Origin of the sequence: Pseudoleptotrichia goodfellowii, from assembly GCF_007990505.1 — a bacterium.
Lineage (GTDB): Bacteria > Fusobacteriota > Fusobacteriia > Fusobacteriales > Leptotrichiaceae > Pseudoleptotrichia > Pseudoleptotrichia goodfellowii.
In genome coordinates this window covers 1421615-1442380 of record NZ_AP019822.1, presented here as the reverse complement: position 1 = coordinate 1442380, position 20766 = coordinate 1421615, and the positions used below count along the sequence as shown (strand labels likewise).

At 31.1% G+C, this 20766-nt stretch carries 15 protein-coding genes and 9 tRNA genes; 23 read left to right on the top strand and 1 reads right to left on the bottom strand.

What is annotated here, in order from left to right:
• The first annotated feature begins 22 nt into the window (after positions 1 to 22).
• The 19 genes from asnA (at position 23) to FVE72_RS07010 (ending at position 13593) form a co-directional block, all read left to right on the top strand.
• Entirely contained in the window at positions 23 to 1033 is a 1011-nt protein-coding gene (asnA, locus tag FVE72_RS07105; RefSeq protein ID WP_026737798.1) for an aspartate--ammonia ligase, read from the top strand.
• A 234-nt stretch (positions 1034 to 1267) separates the two neighbouring features.
• On the top strand, positions 1268 to 3760 hold the full coding sequence (locus FVE72_RS07100) for an AMP-binding protein (protein ID WP_026737797.1): 2493 nt from the start codon (positions 1268 to 1270) through the stop codon (positions 3758 to 3760).
• 199 nt (positions 3761 to 3959) lie between these two features.
• Positions 3960 to 4047, top strand: a tRNA-Leu gene (locus FVE72_RS07095).
• A gap of 26 nt (positions 4048 to 4073) precedes the next feature.
• A tRNA-Gly gene (locus tag FVE72_RS07090) sits at positions 4074 to 4149 on the top strand.
• 4 nt (positions 4150 to 4153) lie between these two features.
• Positions 4154 to 4229, top strand: a tRNA-Lys gene (locus tag FVE72_RS07085).
• Positions 4230 to 4247: 18 nt separating this feature from the next.
• Positions 4248 to 4324 (top strand) — tRNA-Arg (locus FVE72_RS07080).
• A 4-nt stretch (positions 4325 to 4328) separates the two neighbouring features.
• A tRNA-Ile gene (locus tag FVE72_RS07075) sits at positions 4329 to 4405 on the top strand.
• Between the two features lie 5 nt (positions 4406 to 4410).
• Positions 4411 to 4485 (top strand) — tRNA-Glu (locus FVE72_RS07070).
• A gap of 70 nt (positions 4486 to 4555) precedes the next feature.
• Positions 4556 to 4646 (top strand) — tRNA-Ser (locus FVE72_RS07065).
• A gap of 13 nt (positions 4647 to 4659) precedes the next feature.
• Positions 4660 to 4735, top strand: a tRNA-Phe gene (locus tag FVE72_RS07060).
• A 472-nt stretch (positions 4736 to 5207) separates the two neighbouring features.
• A complete protein-coding gene (locus FVE72_RS07050; protein ID WP_232049429.1) occupies positions 5208 to 5396 on the top strand; it encodes a Txe/YoeB family addiction module toxin in 189 nt (62 codons plus the stop codon).
• A gap of 132 nt (positions 5397 to 5528) precedes the next feature.
• Positions 5529 to 6668, top strand: a complete 1140-nt coding sequence (locus FVE72_RS07045) for a tetratricopeptide repeat-containing glycosyltransferase (RefSeq protein ID WP_006806782.1) — start codon at positions 5529 to 5531, stop codon at positions 6666 to 6668.
• A gap of 159 nt (positions 6669 to 6827) precedes the next feature.
• Positions 6828 to 7376, top strand: coding sequence for a hypoxanthine phosphoribosyltransferase (hpt, locus tag FVE72_RS07040; protein ID WP_006806743.1), 549 nt, complete (start codon positions 6828 to 6830; stop codon positions 7374 to 7376).
• Positions 7366 to 8670 carry an adenylosuccinate synthase gene (locus tag FVE72_RS07035; RefSeq protein WP_026737796.1) on the top strand — a complete coding sequence of 435 codons (1305 nt, stop codon included), beginning with the start codon at positions 7366 to 7368 and terminating at the stop codon, positions 8668 to 8670. Before hpt ends, FVE72_RS07035 begins: the two co-directional genes overlap by 11 nt.
• A 16-nt stretch (positions 8671 to 8686) precedes the next feature.
• Positions 8687 to 10120 (top strand): adenylosuccinate lyase, encoded by a 1434-nt coding sequence (purB, locus tag FVE72_RS07030; protein WP_026737795.1) that lies wholly within the window; start codon positions 8687 to 8689, stop codon positions 10118 to 10120.
• A gap of 42 nt (positions 10121 to 10162) precedes the next feature.
• Entirely contained in the window at positions 10163 to 11032 is an 870-nt protein-coding gene (locus FVE72_RS07025; protein ID WP_026737794.1) for a DKNYY domain-containing protein, read from the top strand.
• Complete coding sequence (locus FVE72_RS07020) at positions 11020 to 12885, top strand: DKNYY domain-containing protein (RefSeq protein WP_408634692.1); 1866 nt, start codon at positions 11020 to 11022, stop codon at positions 12883 to 12885. The genes FVE72_RS07025 and FVE72_RS07020 overlap by 13 nt, the downstream gene beginning before the upstream one ends.
• Before the next feature lie 39 nt (positions 12886 to 12924).
• Positions 12925 to 13473, top strand: a complete 549-nt coding sequence (locus FVE72_RS07015; RefSeq protein ID WP_146966517.1) for a hypothetical protein — start codon at positions 12925 to 12927, stop codon at positions 13471 to 13473.
• A 44-nt stretch (positions 13474 to 13517) separates the two neighbouring features.
• Positions 13518 to 13593, top strand: a tRNA-Gly gene (locus FVE72_RS07010).
• 203 nt (positions 13594 to 13796) lie between these two features.
• Here FVE72_RS07010 and FVE72_RS07005 read toward each other — a convergent pair.
• Positions 13797 to 14516, bottom strand: a complete 720-nt coding sequence (locus tag FVE72_RS07005; protein WP_026737790.1) for a YebC/PmpR family DNA-binding transcriptional regulator — start codon at positions 14514 to 14516, stop codon at positions 13797 to 13799.
• A 223-nt stretch (positions 14517 to 14739) separates the two neighbouring features.
• Here FVE72_RS07005 and FVE72_RS07000 point away from each other — a divergent pair, with 223 nt between their 5' ends.
• Genes FVE72_RS07000 through FVE72_RS06985 form a run of 4 tightly spaced genes read left to right on the top strand, consistent with a single transcriptional unit; the run spans position 14740 to position 20747 of the window.
• Positions 14740 to 15486, top strand: a complete 747-nt coding sequence (locus FVE72_RS07000; RefSeq protein WP_026737789.1) for a Fic family protein — start codon at positions 14740 to 14742, stop codon at positions 15484 to 15486.
• Between the two features lie 21 nt (positions 15487 to 15507).
• The gene (locus FVE72_RS06995) at positions 15508 to 19824 is read left to right on the top strand and encodes a PolC-type DNA polymerase III (protein WP_036056131.1); all 4317 of its coding nucleotides are present in this window, start codon (positions 15508 to 15510) and stop codon (positions 19822 to 19824) included.
• A 28-nt stretch (positions 19825 to 19852) separates the two neighbouring features.
• A complete protein-coding gene (locus FVE72_RS06990) occupies positions 19853 to 20278 on the top strand; it encodes a GNAT family N-acetyltransferase (RefSeq protein ID WP_036056130.1) in 426 nt (141 codons plus the stop codon).
• Between the two features lie 4 nt (positions 20279 to 20282).
• Positions 20283 to 20747: a hypothetical protein gene (locus FVE72_RS06985; protein WP_026737786.1), complete on the top strand. Its 465-nt coding sequence runs from the start codon at positions 20283 to 20285 to the stop codon at positions 20745 to 20747.
• The last annotated feature ends 19 nt before the right edge of the window (positions 20748 to 20766 follow it).

Here is a 20766-nt window from a genome sequence, read left to right as displayed (position 1 = left end):
AAGGTATTTAGTAGGTGAATATATGGCAAAAGTTATAGTTCCTAAAAATTATGATGCAAAATACGGAATAATGGAAACTGAAATAGCTATAAAGTTAATAAAAGATTTTTTTGAATCGGAACTTTCCAAAGAATTAAATCTTACAAGAATTTCAGCACCGTTATTCGTAAGAAAAACAACAGGTATAAACGATAACCTGAACGGAGTGGAAAGACCTGTAAGTTTTGAGATGAAAGATTACGAAGGGGAAATTATTGAAATTATTCATTCGTTGGCGAAATGGAAAAGATTGGCATTAAAAAGATACGGAATAGATACGGGGAAAGGTATTTATACCGATATGAATGCCATAAGACGTGATGAAGAACTGGATAACGTACATTCGATTTATGTAGATCAGTGGGATTGGGAAAAAGTTATAACAAAAGAAGAGAGAAATTTGGATTTTTTGAAGGAAACTGTAAAAAAAATATATAAAGTATTTTTGAAAACTCAGGACATGTTGGTAAACAAATATCCGAAATATAAAAAATTTCTTCCTGAAGAAGTTACATTTATTACTTCACAGGAGTTGGAAAATATGTATCCGGATTTGACTCCTGATGAAAGAGAAAACAGATTTGCAAAAGAAAAAGGGGCAATATTTATAATGCAAATTGGAAAAATTCTTGAATCGGGAGAAAAACACGACGGAAGAGCTCCGGATTATGATGATTGGGAATTAAACGGAGATCTTATTATGTGGGATCCTGTTCTTGACAGAGCACTTGAACTGTCATCTATGGGTATAAGAGTAGATGAAAAATCTCTTTTGAAACAACTTGAGATTTTAAATCTTGAAGAAAGAAAAGGACTGGAATATCATAAAATGCTTCTAAACAGCGAATTACCTCTTACAATAGGTGGAGGAATAGGACAGTCGAGAATATGTATGTTTTTATTACAAAAAGCACATATAGGAGAAGTTCAGGCTTCTATATGGGATGAAGAAACTATAAAAATTTGTGAACAAAACGGAATAAATTTATTATAAAAAATAGGGATGTTTAAAACTTTCGTATCATAAAATCTGAGAGATTAAGGATAATGGGAGTGTGAGATTAACTGCAGATCTCACTTACAAACATCCCCGTTTTATTATTTGAAAAATTATGATATAATTAATTAAAAAACAGAAAGCGAATATTTCCGGAATCCCCTCAAATGAATAATATTTAAAAGAATAAAATCAGATTTGAAAGAGTATTTGCTTGAAAAAGGAGAAATTATGTTTTTACAAAAAACTGACAGATTGGCATTAGTCGATTTTGAAAATAATCATATTAATTATACTGAGGTGGTAAATAAAATAAAATATTTTTCCGAAAATGTAATTGAACTTGATAAAAATAAATTCGGATTAATCATAATGGAAAACAGAGTTGAGTGGATTTACAGCTTTTTTGCAGTATGGGATAAAAAATCTGCACCGATTACAATAGATTCGGCAAGTAATCCGAAAGAAATATTATATGTTCTTGAAGATTCTCATCCCGAAGTAATCATATGTTCAAACGAAACTGAAAAAAATATAAAAGAGGCTTTATTATCTTATGGATTAAAAGATAAGGTTAAAATTGTCAATGTTGATAATTATCCTATTGATAAAGAAAAATTGGAAATCATAAAAAATAAAGAATTTGAATTGTATAATCCTGAAGATGAAGATACGGCAGTAATGCTTTATACTTCGGGAACTACAGGACTTCCCAAAGGGGTAATGCTTACATATAAAAATTTGAATACGGAAATGGACGGAATATTTGCTAAAAATATTTTTACTCACGAGGATCAGATATTGGCACTGCTTCCGTTTCATCATATATTGCCGTTGACTGCAACTGTTTTATTAATGTTGAGACATCAAACATCAATAGTATTTGTAGAAAAAATAGCAAGTAAAGAAATATTGGAAGCATTAAGCAGAAACAGAGTAACTGCTCTTATAGGAGTGCCGAGAGTCTTTAAACTTTTTTATGACGGTATAAAACAGCAGATAGATGCTAAATTTATAACGAGATTTATCTATAAAACGATGAGCAAAATAAAATCAATGAAATTGAGAAGAAAAGTATTTAAGAAAGTTCATGACAAGTTTGGAGGACATCTTGATTTTATTGTTTCGGGAGGAGCAAAACTGGATGCTGAAATAGCTGAATTTTATGAAATTTTAGGGATATACTCACTTGAAGGTTACGGACTGACTGAAACTTCGCCTGTAATAGCAGTAAATTCTCAAAAAGAAAGAAAAATCGGAACAGTAGGAAAAAAACTTGAAAATATAGAAGTAAAAGTAGTAGATGAAGAACTGTGGGTAAAAGGTCCTATTGTTATGAAAGGTTATTATAACAAACCTGAGAAAACAGCAGAAGTAATGACTGAAGACGGATGGTTCAAAACAGGGGATTTGGCAACGATTGATGATGAAGGATACATTACAATACGTGGAAGAAAAAACAGTATGATTGTATTATCAAACGGTAAGAATATTGATCCTGAAACTATTGAAAATAAAGTTATAGCAAAAAGTAATTATTTAATAAAAGAAATAGGAGTATTCGGACATAATGACAAAATTGCCGCTATTATAGTTCCGGAATTGGTAGAATTTAGAAAAAAAGGAATTACCAATATAAATGCGTATATTAAAAATGTAATAGAAGATTATAATTTAACTGTTCATAATCATGAAAAAATATTGGATTATAAACTTTATGAAGAAGAACTACCTAAAACAAGGGTAGGAAAAGTAAGAAGATTTATGCTTCCTAATTTGTATGAAAAAAATACAACTGAAAAGAAAAAAGTTGAAGAACCTGATAGCGAAGTTTATAAAATATTGAAAGAATACATAAAAAAACTTAAAGGGATAGAGCCTCTACCTGAAGAAAATCTTGAATTGGAAATCGGAATGGATTCCCTTGATATAGTAGAGCTTTTTGCTTACATTGAAAACAGTTTCGGAATAAAACTTAATGAAGAACAATTTTCCGAAATGTCAAACTTAAAAGCATTATCCGAATATATAAACGAAAAGGCAACTAAAATAGAAGATTCTGAAGTGGATTGGAAAAAAATAATAGAAGAAGCTCCTGCAGTTGAAGAAAAAAATCGTTGGGTAACTAAAGTTCTCAGACCTTTGCTGGATGTAACATTAAAAGTTTATTTTCGATTGAAAAGAGTTAATAGAGATAAAATAAGTGCCGAACAGCAGATATTTGTTTCAAATCACCAAAGTTTTATCGATTCGTTAGTTTTAGGAAGTCTTTTGCCGCATAAAATACTTTATAACACAATGTTTTTAGCAATAGACTGGTATTTTAAAAAAGGAATTATGAAATTGCTCGTATCCAATGGAAATGTTGTTCTGATTGATATAAATAAAAATATAAAGAAAAGTGTCGAAGAAATAGCGGCTCATGTAAAAGCAGGAAAAAATGTACTTATTTTCCCTGAAGGAGCAAGAACTAAAGACGGAAAAGTAGGTAAATTTAAAAAAGTATTTGCGATAATAGCGAAAGAATTGAATGTGGATATACAATGTTTAGGTATAAAAGGAGGGTTTGAAGCATATTCAAGATTTATGAAATTCCCTAAACCTAAAAAGATTGAAGTAGCTGCATTGGAAAGATTTAAGCCTGAAGGAACATATGATGAAATAGTCCGAAAAGCTGAAAATATTATAAGAGAATATGTAGAAGGAAATAATACACAAGTTTAAAGTTCATCATACAAACAAAAATTAATTAAAAATTAACTTGAAATTTTTCGAGAAATTTTATAAAATGATTAGGTGCTTAAGAGAAAAGAAAATAATAAAAAGCACCTAATCAAAAAAAAGTTAAAAAAATGAAAAAAAGTCCTTGACAAATTTGTAGAAAAAATATATAATCTACCTTGTCAGTGTGATTGAGGATTATGCCTTGGTGGCGAAATCGGTAGACGCACAGGACTTAAAATCCTGTGGTAATTATTACCGTGCCGGTTCAAGTCCGGCCCGAGGCACCACTAGATTTTAAAACTTTCATAATTATGCGGGAGTAACTCAGTTGGTAGAGTGTCAGCCTTCCAAGCTGAATGTCGCGAGTTCGACCCTCGTCTCCCGCTCCATTATGAGCCATTAGCTCAGTCGGTAGAGCACATGACTTTTAATCATGGTGTCACTGGTTCGATTCCAGTATGGCTCACCATTAAAACATACATAATGTGTGCCTGTAGCTCAGTTGGATAGAGCAACGGCCTTCTAAGCCGTGGGCCAGGAGTTCGAATCTCTTCAGGCACGCCATTACGGATCCATAGCTCAGCTGGTTAGAGCACTCGGCTCATAACCGAGTGGTCGCTGGTTCAAGTCCAGCTGGATCCACCACTTATGCGCCCTTCGTCTAGAGGTCAGGACCTCGGGTTTTCATCCCGGTAACAGGAGTTCGATTCTCCTAGGGCGTACCATTAATTTTGTTACCATAATCTAAAATTGTGGTATTTTTTTTAGAAAAATCTTTTGGAAGAAACACCTTATGGGTGAATGTCCGAACGGCTAAGGGGTCGGTCTCGAAAACCGATAAAGCTATTATACAGCTCTCAGGGTTCGAATCCCTGTTCACCCGCCATTAATAAAAATATGCCCAGATAGCTCAGTCGGTAGAGCAAGGGACTGAAAATCCCTGTGTCCGTGGTTCGATTCCGCGTCTGGGCACCATCAAACTAATAGAAAATTGACATATAAGTGCAAGACGATATTATATCGAATTGGGCTTTTTTTGTAAAACTTTTGAGATAATTGTGAAAAATTTAAAAAAAACTTGATTTTTTTACATGTGTACTTTATTATGTACATAGAGGGTAGTGATGTTATGACTAATACAAATGCTACTAATTTAAGAAAAAATTTGTTTTCTTTTTTGGATGCAGCAATAGACTACAATGATATTATCAATGTAAATACAAAAAAGGGAATGCAATTATTATAAGTGAAACTGAATATAACGGATTATTAGAAACCCTTTATTTAACTTCTGTGATAGGAATGAAAGAAAGATTAGCAGAAGGGTTATTTGGAACTGAAAAAGATTATGAGAATTTTGAATGGTAGAAAAATATAGGATAAAAATTATGAAACAAGCTATAAAAGATAAAGAGAAAATAAAACAACATTCTCCATTAAAAAAAATGTGAATAATTTATTTGATATTCTCAAAAGGAATCCATTTGAAGTTCCTCCGACGTATGAGAGTTTAGTCGGGAATTTTAAAGGACTTTATTCAAGAAGGATTAATAGGCAACACAGACTTGTATATCGTATATTAGAAGAAGAAAAAATAATTATTATAGTCGGCATGTGGATACATTATGAATTTTAAAGATTTGAATCACAGTTATAATTTAGCTGTGATTTATTATTAACAACTATTAAAGAATAAAAAAATTATAATAGAGTATATTAGAAAAATTAATAATAAACACTTTGAAATTAAGAAAACAGGAGAAATAAAATGATTAAAATAAGTGCATGTATTTTAGCCAAGAATGAAGAAGAAAATATTGCTGAATGTATACGGTCTGTCAAGCCTTATGTGGATGAAGTAATCGTTGTGGATAACGGCAGCACGGATAATACCGGAGAAATAGCCGAATCATTGGGAAGTATTGTGTTGGACGGTAGCAATCTGTTATTGGATTCTGCGAGAAAACTTTACATGGAAAAAGCAAAATATGACTGGATTCTCATTTTGGATGCAGATGAGAGATTCGGGAAATTAGGAGAGGTTTCGCTGAAAGAATTTCTATCCCGAATAAAAGATAATATTTGGGGATACGGTATTTTGTCGTACCAACATTCAGGGCTTGGAAAATGGGCTGAAGTACATATTTTAAGACTGATAAGAAATAATAAAATGATTCATTATAACGAATCACCTATCCATTCGTCTGTCGCACCGTCTATATTTGAAAACGGTGCTGAAATAAATGACACTTCTCTTTTTGCAATTCACCATCTGGATATTTTGATTAAAGGAAGACCCGTTCCAAAAAGAAAAAGGTACAGAACTATGTTGGAAGAAATTTTAAGTAATAAAAACAGAAATTTGGATAAAGATACAGAAAATATGTATAAATGCTTCTTAGGATTGGAATATGTTGCTGTCGGAGAATATGATAAGGCTGAAAAGATTTATGAACATGCAGTGGAAGAAGATTTTAAATATAGAAATTTTGCATTGGAATGCTTATGTCAATTATACATGTACCGAAAAAAATACGAAAAAGTTAAAAAATATATTACAGATAAAAACATTTTACTTTTTAGAAATAATGCTGTTTTAGGAAATTATTACAATTATTTTGATAAAGAAAAAGCTGCAGATTTTTATGAAAACATTATAAAAAATAGTAATGCGACTGCATCGGATTATCTGAATCTGGCTTATCTGTTGAAAGATAAAGACAGGATTAAAGCACGAGAATTATTGGAAAAAGCAGTCGAAAAAAATTCTTATTTATTGAAAAGAGTATCTTATGACTTGGGAGAAAAACAGAATCTGTTTATAATTCAGTCGAATATTTTATTTGAAATTGAAAATGTCTATAATTTATTTGAAGATCTGAAAATGAGCGAATTGATTAACGGATAGGAGATTTGCAGTGGAAAAATTTTATTTGAAATATTGAGGAGCAGTTAAGTAGAGAAGCCTGTTCCGAAAAAAGCATTTGAAAAATTAATGTAAATATAGTAAAATTATTAGTAAAACAAATTATTCATTTCAAAATTATAATCTCTGAAAGGAGCATTTATGTTCAATTACAGTATTGACACATTGATTTCAAAAGAAGAAATAGCACTTAAAGTAAAAGAGCTTGCAAGGCTTATAGATGAGGATTTTAAAGGAGAAAAGGTACTGCTTATAGGACTGCTCAGAGGATCGGTTATATTTTTAAGCGATTTGGCAAGGGAACTTGAAACTGAAGCAACACTTGATTTTATGGTAGTATCCAGTTACGGAAACGAAATGGAAAGCTCAAGGGATGTGAAAATAAAAAAAGATCTTGAGGAAGATGTCAGAGGAAGAAATGTCGTTATTGTAGAGGATATCATCGATACAGGAAATACTTTGAAAAAAGTTATGGAAATATTGATGACAAGAGATCCGAAAACAATAAAAATATGTACATTGCTTGATAAACCTGAAAGACGGGAAACTGAAATAAGTATAGATTATACAGGATTTAAGATACCTGATGAATTTGTAGTAGGATACGGAATAGATTTTGCACAGAAACATAGAACATTGCCGTATATAGGCATTGTAAAAAAAGAGGAGGAGCAAAAAGATGAAAAATAACACTTTTGTAATCGTAGGGACACAATGGGGAGATGAAGGAAAAGGAAAAATAATAGATGTACTGTCTCCCAAAGCAGACTATATTGTGAGATTTCAGGGAGGAAACAACGCAGGACATACAGTTGTAGTAAATGATGAAAAGTTTATTTTACATTTACTGCCTTCGGGAATTATAAATTCAGACGGCAAATGTATAATAGGTGCAGGAGTAGTTGTAGATATTGAAGTTTTACTGGATGAAATGGAAAAACTTGAAAAAAGAGGAAAAAATATGGATAATCTTTTTATTGATGAGAGAGCCCATATTATAATGCCGTATCATATTGAAATAGATAAGGCGAAAGAAGAGGCAATGGGAGAAAATAAAATAGGGACAACACAAAGAGGTATAGGTCCGTGTTATATTGACAAAATCGCAAGAAACGGAATAAGAATAGGGGATCTGCTTGATTCGGAAAGATTCAGAGATAAACTCGAATGGAATGTAAAAGAAAAAAATGATATGCTTACAAGATACGGTGAACCCGTGTTTGATTTTGATGAATTGTATGACAGATTTATAAAACTCGGAGAAAAAATAAAACATAGAATAATAGACGGTGTTGTTGAGATAAATGAAGCTATAGAAGATGAAAAAACGGTTCTTTTTGAAGGAGCACAGGCATTAATGCTTGATATTGATTACGGAACATATCCTTATGTAACGTCATCTTCGCCTACGGCAGGAGGAGTAACGGTAGGTACAGGCGTTTCTCCGAAAAAAATAAACAGAATATTGGGAGTGATGAAAGCATACACTACAAGAGTGGGAGAAGGACCTTTTCCGACAGAACTGAATGATGAAACAGGAGAAAAATTAAGAACTGTAGGACATGAATACGGAGCGACAACAGGCAGACCGAGAAGATGCGGTTGGCTCGATTTGGTAATAGGAAGATATGCAGCATTGATTGACGGACTGACTGATATTGTACTGACAAAACTGGACGTGCTTACAGGATTTGAAAAAATCAAGGTTGCTGTAGGATATGAAATAAACGGAAAAATCTATAATTCCTATCCAGGAAACTTGAGAAAGTCCGAAAATCTTAAAATAATTTATGAAGAACTGGACGGCTGGAAAGAAGATATAACTCAAATAAAAAATTATGACGATTTACCTGAAAATTGCAAAAAATATGTTGAATATATAGAAAAAAAATTAAAATGTAATGTTTCTATGATTTCTGTGGGACCTGAAAGAAGTCAGAATATTTATAGGTATGATTTAATAGATAAAGTTAAAATTAAATAATAAAGGAGTGAGTTAATTGGACAAATATTCAAATCCGTTAGAGGAAAGATATGCAAGTGAAGAAATGCTTTACAATTTTTCTCCTGAAAATAAATTCAGAACATGGAGAAAACTTTGGATTATACTGGCTGAAGCGGAAAAAGAATTAGGACTTGATTTTATTTCTAATGAGCAAATTGAAGAACTTAAAAAATTTAAAGACGATATTAATTTTGAAAAGGCAGCAGAGTTTGAGAAAAAACTCAGACACGATGTAATGGCTCATGTTCATACATATGGGGAGCAAGCAATAAATGCACGGAAAATAATTCATCTGGGAGCCACAAGTGCTTATGTAGGAGATAATACGGACTTAATACAGATTAAAGACGGACTTATCATAATAAGAAAAAAATTGTTGGCTTTAATAAAAAGAATGAAAGAATTTGCACTTGAATATAAATCTCTTCCAACTCTCGGATTTACTCACTTTCAGGCGGCACAGCTCACAACAGTAGGGAAAAGAGGAACTTTATGGCTTCATTCATTGCTCATGGACTTTGAGGAACTGGAATTCAGGCTTGAAAAACTGAGATATAGAGGAGTGAAGGGAACAACCGGAACACAGGCAAGTTTTAAAGAGCTTTTTGACGGGGATTTTGAAAAAGTCAAAAAACTTGATAAACTGGTTACTGAAAAAGCGGGATTTAAAATAAAGCAGGGAGTGTCGGGACAGACTTACGATAGAAAAACTGATGCTCAAATATTGAATTTGTTGTCAAATATAGCTCAATCTGCACATAAATTTACTAATGATTTCAGATTGTTGCAGCATTTGAAAGAACTGGAAGAACCTTTTGAAAAAAATCAGATAGGATCCAGTGCCATGGCATACAAAAGAAATCCGATGAGAAGTGAAAGAATCTCATCTCTTGCAAAATTTGTAATGTCTTCGGCAATGAACGGGGCATTGGTTTACTCAACACAATGGTTTGAAAGAACTCTGGATGACTCGGCAAACAAAAGGTTGTCAGTGCCGCAAGCGTTTCTTGCAGTAGATGCCATACTCATAATATGGCTTAATATAATGGACGGAGTAGTAGTTTATCCTAAAGTTATAGAAGCGAATATTCAAAAAGAGCTTCCTTTTATGGCTACGGAAAATATCATAATGGAGTCCGTAAAAAAAGGAATGGACAGACAGGAAGTACATGAAATAATAAGAGAACTTTCTATGGAAGAAACTAAAGAAATAAAAATAAATGGAAAGCCGAATAACCTGATTGATAGAATTATAAAAGACGGAAGACTCGGGCTTAAGTCAGAAGATATGGAAGGAATACTTGTTTCAAAAAATTATACAGGATTTGCAGAGCAGCAAACAGAAGACTTTATAAATAAGGAGATAAATCCTGTACTTGAAAAATATAAAGATGAAATAGATGAAAAAAGAGTGGAATTGAGGGTGTAGGAAAGATGTCCGAAACAACTGAAAAAAAGGATGAGGATATAGATGAAAAGTAAATTATTAAAAATTATGGTACTACTTATTTTGACAGGAAATATAATAAAAGCTGAATACTTTGCAATAAAAGATGATTTTACGAAAGACAGTAAGAATGTTTATTATTTCGGAGAAAAAGTGGAAGGATTAAGTCCCGAAGGTTTTATAATATTAAATAATTATGTGGTTAAAGATAAAAAAAACGTATTTAATATTTATACAAGAAGGAAAATAAAAAATGTCGATGTAAACAGTTTTGAATTAGTTGATAATAATTATTTTAAAGATAAAAACAATGTTTATTTCCAATATGAAGAAAATTTTGAAAAAATAGAAAATGCGGATAATAAAACGTTTGAAGTTATAAAAGATTATTTTGCAAAAGATAGAAATAATGTCTATTATTTTGGGAAGAAATTAGATAATATGAAATCGAACAGTTTTAAGATAATAAAAGTATTTTTCGATAATTATATTATTCAAAACAGTAAGGATGATTATTATTTAGCTATAGATATTTTCAAAAGAGAAAGTTTCCGAGACGATAAGTTAGAGTTAAAAAATATAAATAATTTGAAGATTGATTTCGCTACTTTGGATGATTTTATCGGAGGAAAATTTTTAAAGGATAAAAACAATTTTTATTATTTGAATGATAATAATATAATAAAAGTAAAAACAGGAATTAATACTGAAGATTTTAAAATATTAGAAAATAAAGACGAAAATACTTCCAACTTTGTAAAAGATAAAAATAATGTTTATTATTTTGATAAAGAAACAGGAAATATAAAAAAATTAAAAATAAAAACAGATATTGAAACTTTGATGCCAGCTGAAAAAAAGTTGAATACAAATACGAAGATATTTATTATGTAAAAGATAAAAATAGTGTTTATTATTTAGATAATGAAAATAAAAACATCAGAAAATTGAAAAGTGCTGATAATAAAACCTTCGGCTCTATGAAAAACTCTTTCGCAAAAGACAAAAACAATGTTTATTATCGAGGAAGAAAAATAGATTTTATAAGTTCTGATAAGTTTCAGATTTTAGATGAATATTTTGCAAAAGATGACAAAAACTCGTATCAATATTTTGATTTTAATCCAAATATAGAGATTATAAAGAATTCCGATATTGATATAGATACTTTCGATATATATAAAAATAAAATGGTAACTTTTTATGCAGATAAAAATAATGTTTATTATCATTCAGATGAAGGGCTCAAAAAATGGGAAGGAGCAGATCCTGAAACTTTGGTGATTGATTTATTTTCAAGAGACAAAAACAGTGTTTATTATTTAACAAAAAAACTTGATGGCGTAAGTCCTGAAGGCTTTGAAATAATAGCATATAATTTAATAAAAGATAATAAAAATCTTTATTATATACAGGAAAACAATGAAAACGATGATGTAAAAGTGATCGTATTGGAATTAAAAGGAATAGATTTAAAAACTTTTGAGGGAGTTATTAAAGATTACTTAGTCGAAAATCTTTATTATAAAGATAAAAATAATGTCTATTACTCTTATATTGATTCCGATGAGAGTATGATATATTTAAAAAAAATAGACAATGCCGACCCTGAAACTTTTACACTCATTGGAAATGAGATTACAGGAGATAAAAATAATATATATTATAAAGATCAAAAAATAAAAGGAATAGACAGAAAAAGTTTCAAGAAATTTGATTATGATTTTATAAAAGATAAAAACGGGATATATAATTTTGAAAATGAAAATGATAATATAGTAATTAAACCTCTGAAAATTGAGGATTTGGATCTGGATAGTTTTGATATGATTATTTACGGTCCACGTAGAACTGTTAATGATGATATAAACTTCTATAGAGATAAAAAAAGTATATATTATAGAGAATACGGGGTTATAAAAAGAATTAACGGAGCAAATACCGAATTATTTGAAGCCTTAGACGAAAAATTTTCGACAGATGAAAGTAATGTTTACTATAAAGAGAAAAAATTAAGCGGTATAGATGCCGACAGTTTTAAAACATTTGAAGGCAATAAGGGGATTTTCGCAGATAAAAACGGTTTATATATTATAAATGACAAAAATAAAAAAACAGATATAATCAAGATTGAGATTAAAAATGTAGATTTAAAAAGTTTTGAAAGATTTGAAAATTATTTCAGAGATAAAAACAACGTATATTATGTTGATGATAATGGAATGAGAGTGTTAAATGATGCAGATGTTAAAACTTTCGAAAGATTTCAACAGGAATATACATTTTATAAAGATAAAAATAATATTTATTATGAGGATAAAAAACTGGAAGGAGTTGATAGAAAAACTTTTGAATCGACATCTCTTTTCGGTAAAGATAAAAGTAATATCTATTATAAAAATAAAAAATTGGGATTAACTTCTAAAAATTTTCAAATTATTTCAGACATCGAAAATATATTTAAAAATGCTGAAGGAATTCATCTCATTAATGATGAAGATGTTAAAGAAACAGGAGCGGAAAATATAAAAATAGTACCTATGGAGAGCAAAAATGTTGATTTGAAAACTTTTGAAAATCTTTCAACACCTATATTCAGTACAAATTATTATAAAGATAAAAATAATATATATTATAGAGATGGAAATAAGTTCATTAAAGTCGAAAATGTTGACACAGAAAGCTTTAAAGTGATTGATAATGACAATGCTGAAGATAAAAACAGAAAATATTTTAAAGGGAAATAATATTCGGTAAATATTAATTCTAAGGTATCAGGAGGAAAAATGGAGAAAAATAAAACAAGTAAAAAAGTAATTATGGTAGGGATGTTAGGAGCAGTAGCAGGACTAATAGGAGCTATACTCATATATCTATTAATCACAGCGATAATGAATGCATATCATCCTATAATGACGGTAATGATTTATTTCGGAGGATATGTAGGATATGTTGCAGTTGCCTGCAGAGTCAAGAATAAAGAAAAAAATATCAATGAAAATTATAATACAGTAAGAGAAAAAAGTAAATTTTATTATGAAACAGCAAATGATGTATTATCTCAAACTGAAATGATAATAGGTTATGTCGTTTCTTTTATAATGGGATTTTTCGGAATATATATTGCTGAAATGCTTAATTTGGTTTATCTTATTTGGAAAGATAATAAAGAAATACCGTTGTCCGAAATATTCCGTTATTCTTTAACAGGGGTTTTTGAAGAAGAAGTAAGTAAAGGTTATATTTATTGGGGTTGGATAGGAGCAGTAGTCATAACAATCATAGTAGTAATATATAGCGGGATTCAAAAAAGAAAAAATCAAAAAAACAGTTGACATTATCAATAAAATAATGTAATATTTCTTTATGAGCAAAAATTGCGGGAATAGCTCAGTTGGTAGAGCGCAACCTTGCCAAGGTTGAGGTCGCGAGTTCGAGACTCGTTTTCCGCTCCAAAATAAATTTCAATTAAACGGATAAATAGAAAAATCGTCTTGAAATAAAGAGGCGATTTTTTATTATAATTTTTCTGTTGTAATGCATGAAATCAGTTAGTTCCGATAAAATTTTCTATAAAAAAATCCCGCGTTGTCATAAATTCAGTATAAAAACTGAAATAACCAAGCGGGTATAAAATTATAATATAAAGCAGTTTTAATTATAACTCTCCTGCGTAATTATGATGAACTTTTTGCACATCATCATCATTTTCAAGAATATCTATAAGTTTTCTGAGTTTTTCCGAATCTCCTTCAGAAAGAGTTTCTACTTCTATTGAAGGAACAAATTCTATATCGGATTCCAACAACTCATATCCTGCGTTTCTTAAGGCTGAAGAAACCGAATCAAAACTGTCTGTAGCAGTAGTGATATAAAAACTGTCGTCATAAGTCTGCATATCTTCCATTCCTGCTTCAAGGGCTATGTCCATTATCTCGTCTTCGGATGTTTTATCTGTTTTTTCTATTTCTATTACACCTTTTCTTTCAAACATGTATGAAACACAACCTGAAACTCCAAGATTTCCTCCGTTTCTGTCAAATGCCGTTTTTACTGAAGAAGCAGTTCTGTTTTTATTGTCTGTCAGTCCTTCTACAATAATCGCAACTCCTCCCGGTCCATATCCTTCGTAGCTTAATGCTTCGTAGTTTGTAGAACCGTCAGCTCCCGAACCTTTTTTTACGGCTCTCATAATGTTATCGTTAGGCATATTTATAGCCTTGGCTTTTTCTATAGCATGTTTTAATGCTACGTTATATTCAGGGTCCGCACCGTTTCTTGCGGCAACAGTTATAAGTCTTACAAATTTAGTGAAAGAAGCAGCTCTTTTTCTGTCCTGTGCCTCTTTACGTCCTGCTATTGTACCATGTCTTCCCATAAAATCCTCCATTCAAAATATATAAAAGATTATAGCATATTTTTTGAAAAAGAAAAAATAATTTTGAAAAATTGATATCTAAATTTAATAATAGACTCAATCATTAACAATTATTTGTAAAGTCGGTATAAGTTTCTTTTTTCTTTATAAAATTATTCTTTATATAATTTCCGGAATATTGTATAATATAAAAAATAAAGTTGTTTTTAAAAAAGGAGAAAAAATGACTTCGGAACAGTTGAAAAATCTGCCTTTGATAGACAGATTCAGAGAAGAAAGAGAAAGCGGACTCAGAAATTCGATTTATGATTATACTCAAACTCAAATGTCGTATCATACAAACGCTATTGAAGGCAGTAAACTTAGTTTGAAACAGACTGCAGATATATACGATACCGGCAAACTGCATATTACTGAAGGCGAAATAATAGAGATAGACGATATTATAGAAACAAAAAATCATTTTAAAACATTTGACTATATTATTGACAATGTGAATAAAGAGTTAAGCGAAGATATGATTAAAGAACTTCATAAAATAATGTGGACAGGGACATCAAAAGAAAAACTGAAATATTTTAAAATAGGAGATTATAAGGATTTAAAGAATACAATAGGAAATATAGTCGAAACAACGGAAGTTGAAAATGTTCAAAAAGAAATGGAAGAATTGTTGAGAGAATACAATCATATTGAGAAGAAAACATTGGAAAATATTCTTGATTTTCATGTGAAGTTTGAAAGGATACATCCTTTTCAGGACGGAAACGGTAGAGTAGGTAGACTTATTATGTTTAAAGAATGTTTAGCTAATAATATAATTCCTTTTATTGTTCTAAAAGAAGAAAAAGAATACTATATAAGAGGACTTTCCGAATATTCTGCAGAAAAAGAATATTTGACAGATACATGCCTTCATTTTCAGGACATTTATAAAGATAAATTGAAATATTTCGGATTGAACTTATAAAAATTGATAAAGGATAGAAGAATGACAGCCAGATATTTAAAATTAAAACCGGATAATAAATTTACGGTAAAATATGATATGAAAAATTTTGAAATAGAATATATAAATCTGTATTCCCAAAAAAAAGAAATGGAAATACATGTAATAATAAATCATTATGATGCAAATAAAGAGCTGAAAGAATTAAGACAGCTTATACATAAAAATTTCGGAAATGATTTGACCTTGAAAATAAAAATAGGTGTAAAGCCTGAAATTATTGAAAAAGATGTTACGGAGTTTATAAGATTTATAATAGAAAATTATAAATCCGAAAGTGTAAGACATCAGTACATTTTTGCCAATTATGAAGTGGAAAGCTTTGAAAATGAAGTATTTATAAAACTTCCGTCTGAATATATGATAGAAGAAGGCAGAAAAATCGAGATTTTAAAAGAGTTGTCCGACAGAATTTTTGATATAACAAATAAGAAATTTAATATAGAATTTACAAACGGTGATTTTGAAGAAATTCAGGAAAAAATAAAAGAAAAGAAAAAACATCTGGAAAGAGATGTAAAAGCTGAAGAAGTGCCTAAAATCGAGATTAAAAAAGATGAAACAAAAGATCAGCAGAACGGAAATAAAGTAACGACAGCATATAACGGCTTCAGAAGAAAAGTCGAAAACAGAGAAGCAAGTGAGTTCAGTATACTTGAAAACTTAAATTCGGGCGAAGGAATAGCACTCGAAGGGCAAATATTTGATATAAACATTTCCGAAACGAAAAACGGTAATCTTAAATACGAATTTTTAATTACTGATTATACGGATTCTATCAGATGTGTGATTTTCCCGAAAAATAATGAAACTTTGAAAATTAGCTTGAATGACTGGGTAAAAGTAAACGGGATATTTGAACCTGATAAATTTACGGGAGAGTTTTATATAAGAACTCAAAAAGTCGATAAAATTGAACCTAAAATATCCAAAAGATTTGATAATGCCGAGAAAAAGAGAGTGGAACTTCACGCCCATACAAATATGAGTGAGATGAGCGGTGTAGTGTCTGCCAAAGATTTGGCGAAAAGGGCAAAAGAATTCGGACACAGTGCAGTTGCTGTTACGGATTTCGGAGTAGTTCATTCGTTTCCTTTTGCGTACAAAGAATCGGACGAGAATTTTAAAATAATATTCGGAGTGGAAGCCTATGTCGTAGATGACGAGCAGGAAATGATAACGAAACCTGCAGATCGGTTAATTGAAGATGAGATTTATGTAGTATTCGATATAGAAACGACAGGACTTGACCCTTATAAAGATAAAATAATCGAAATCGGAGCTATAAAACTTAAAGGAAAAGAAATAATAGACGAATTTTCGGTATTTATAAATCCTGAAATTGATATTCCTGAGGAAATTACAGCACTTACGAATATAACAAACGATATGGTAAAAGATGCTGAAAAAGTTGAAACTGTATTACCGAAATTTTTGGAATTTTGTAAAGATACGACTGTCGTAGCACATAATGCTAAATTTGACGTGGGATTTATTAATCAAAAGGCTAAAAATCTCGGATTGGAATATTCTCCGAGCGTAATAGATACACTTCACTGGGCAAGAATACTGCTGCCCGAACAGAAAAGATTCGGCTTGAAATATATAGCAAATTATTTTAATGTCGTACTGGACAATCACCATAGAGCTGTGGATGATGCCAAAGCTACAGCGGAAATTTTTCAGAAATTTTTGAATATGGTCCTTAGCCGTGGGGTTTTAAAGTTGAGCGAGATAAATCAGGAGTTACAGACAAATATTCAAAATGCCGATACGCTTAATACGATGATACTTGTTAAAAATCAGGACGGATTAAGAGATTTGTATGAACTGATTTCACGAAGTCATATAGAGTTTTTCGGAAACAAAAAACCGAGAATACCCAAAACTCTGTTAAACAATATGAGAAAAAATCTCCTTCTTGCAAGTTCGGCATCGGCAGTATTTGGAAATAGCGGAGAACTTGTAAATCTATATTTACGTGGAACTGAAAGAGAAGAGATAGAAGAAAAAGCAAAATTTTATGACTATATTGAAATACAGCCTCTTTCCAATTATGCGGATTTGGAAGGAGACAGCCTTATAGAAAATGAAAATGCGAAAATAGTTTTGGAAATGAATAAGTATTTTTACGATTTAGGGAAAAAACTCGATAAAATTGTAGTCGCTACGGGAGATGTGCATTATCTTGAGGAAAGAGAAGCAATAAACCGAAGTGTACTTGTTTTGGGAAGCGGAATGGGAAGACGTGTATTTTCTTATGATAAAAAGTTATTCTTTAAAACTACCGAAGAAATGCTGGAAGAGTTTTCCTATCTCGGAAATGACGAGGCTTATGAAGTTGTCGTAGAAAACACAAATAAAATAAATGATATGATAGAAAGTGTAAGACCTATTCCTAAAGGATTCTATCCGCCGAAAATCGAAGGAGCGGAAGACGAAGTCAGAAAAATGACCTATGAAAAATTACATGAATTATACGGAGAAAATGTTCCCGAACATTTGAACGAAAGAATAGAAAAAGAACTTAATTCAATTATCGGGAACGGTTTTGCAGTGCTTTACCTTATAGCTCAAAAGCTTGTGAAAAAATCTCTTGATAACGGTTATCTCGTAGGGTCGAGGGGATCAGTAGGATCTTCAATTGTGGCATATATGATGGGAATAACCGAAGTAAACGGACTTTATCCTCATTACCGATGTCCTAACTGTAAGCACAGTGAATTTACGGAGTTGGAAGGTAGCGGAGTGGATTTGGAAGATAAAATCTGTCCTAATTGCGGAACTAAATATATAAAAGACGGACATGCAATACCTTTTGAAGTATTTATGGGATTTAACGGAGATAAAGTTCCTGATATAGATTTGAACTTTTCGGGAGAATATCAGGGAGAAATACATAAATATACAGAAGAACTTTTTGGCTCGGATAATGTGTTCCGAGCGGGAACTATTTCCACATTGGCAGAAAAAAATGCTTTCGGCTATGTAAAAAAATATTTTGAGGAAGTAGAAGGAACAACTGAAATAAGCAAAAGAAAATCTGAAATAATGAGAATAGCCAAAGGCTGCGAAGGGGCGAGAAAAACTACAGGACAACATCCCGGAGGAATGATAGTCGTGCCGAAAGATAAATCAATATATGACTTCTGTCCTATTCAAAGACCGGCAAACGATGTAAATGCAGACTCGAAAACGACCCATTTTGATTATCACGTAATGGACGAGCAGCTTGTAAAACTGGATATACTCGGACATGACGATCCGACTACTTTGAGAATATTGCAGGATTTGACGGGAATAGATATTTATACTATTCCACTTGATGATAAAAAAGTAATGAGTCTGTTCAGCGGAACAGAAGCACTGGGAGTAACTCCTGAACAAATCGGATCTCCTGTGGGCTCATCAGGAATACCTGAATTTGGGACTTCATTTGTAAAACAAATGCTTGTGGATACAAAGCCGACTACATTTGCGGAACTTGTCAGAATATCGGGACTGTCTCACGGAACGGATGTATGGCTTAATAATGCACAGGAGTATGTAAGAAACGGAACAGCAACTCTTAGTGAAATAATAACAGTGCGTGATGATATTATGAACTATTTGATTGATAACGGTCTTGATAAATCCGTTGCATTTACTATAATGGAATTTGTCAGAAAAGGGCAGCCTACAAAAAATCCTGAAAAATGGAAAGAATACTCAAAAATAATGAAAGAACACAAAGTAAAACAGTGGTATATAGATTCGTGCGAAAAAATAAAATATATGTTCCCGAAAGGACATGCGGTAGCATACGTAATGATGGCTGTGAGAATAGCTTACTTTAAAGTTCATTATCCTTTGGAATTTTATACTGCGTTCTTGAACAGAAAAGTCGAAGATTTTAAAATGACTGCTATGTTTAAGCCAATCGACGAATTGAAAAAATCGAGAACCGAACTTGACAGAAAAGGTAACCTTAATGCAAAGGAAAAACAAGAGCTGTTTTTATACGAAATTCTGATAGAAATGCATTACAGAGGAATAGAATTGATGCAGATAGATATTTATAAATCCGATGCAAGGCAGTTCAGGATAGAAAACGGAAAGATAAGAATGCCTTTGATTGCAATGGACGGTCTTGGAGAAGCGGTAGCGATTAATGTAATAAACGAAAGAAAAAACGGTGAATTTTTATCAATAGAAGATTTGGTAAAAAGAACAAAACTTAATAAAACTGTCGTTGATTTGTTGAAAACATATAACTGTGTGCCTGAATTATCAGCAACTAATCAACAGACGTTGTTTTGATTTTGTTAGATAAAGAAAGGGTATTACAATGTATGAGATAGAAGACTGTAATGACGAAGAAAAAGAATATCTGATTAGTAAACTGGTTGAATATAATTTATCTAAAGTTCCTGCAACACAGGAAGTTAATTTTGTTAATTTTGATAAGAAAATCAAAAATGAAAAGGGAGAAATAATAGCAGGTATTATTTCAAGAATGTATTGTTGGAATTGTATTTATGTAGATACTTTGTGGGTTTCAGAAAAATATAGAGGAAAAGGCATAGGAGAAAAACTGCTAAAAGAAGTGGAAAAGGAAGCATCTATAAATAAGCTTTATTTGGTACATCTAGATACATTTGATTTTCAGGCAAAAGATTTCTATGAAAGATACGGATATGAAGTATTCGGAGTTTTAAATGACTGTCCTGAAAATCATATCAGATATTTTATGAAAAAATTTTTGAAAGGATAGTAAAATGAGAGAAAGAAACTTAAAATTACTTGCGGGAATTTGCCTTACATTACTTGGAGTAATAGGTATAGTGTTTCAAATAGTATTTATAGTAGGAATTTTAGTATCACCTGCAAAAGATAATCCTATTTTGATAGCTTTTATAGTGACAATAATGATAGAACTGATATTTACAACAATAGGAATTGTATTTTTAAGGTCTGTATTTAAAAAAGACAAAAAATCGAAACAGTTAAAAATTTCGGGAATAGAGAAAAAAGGAAAAGTTGTTGATATTGTAAAAACAAAGTACACAGTTAATAAAAGACATTTAATGAAAATTGTTGTAAAAACCGATGACGGAAAAGTCTATCATTCTGAAGGAGATTCCGAAAAGAAAATAAGAAATTATTATAAAATCGGAGATAAAGCTACAGTTTTAGTTTCTTCAGAAAATGAAAAAGATTATGAAGTGCAGTTATATTTGTGAATCTGCAATACAAATTAAT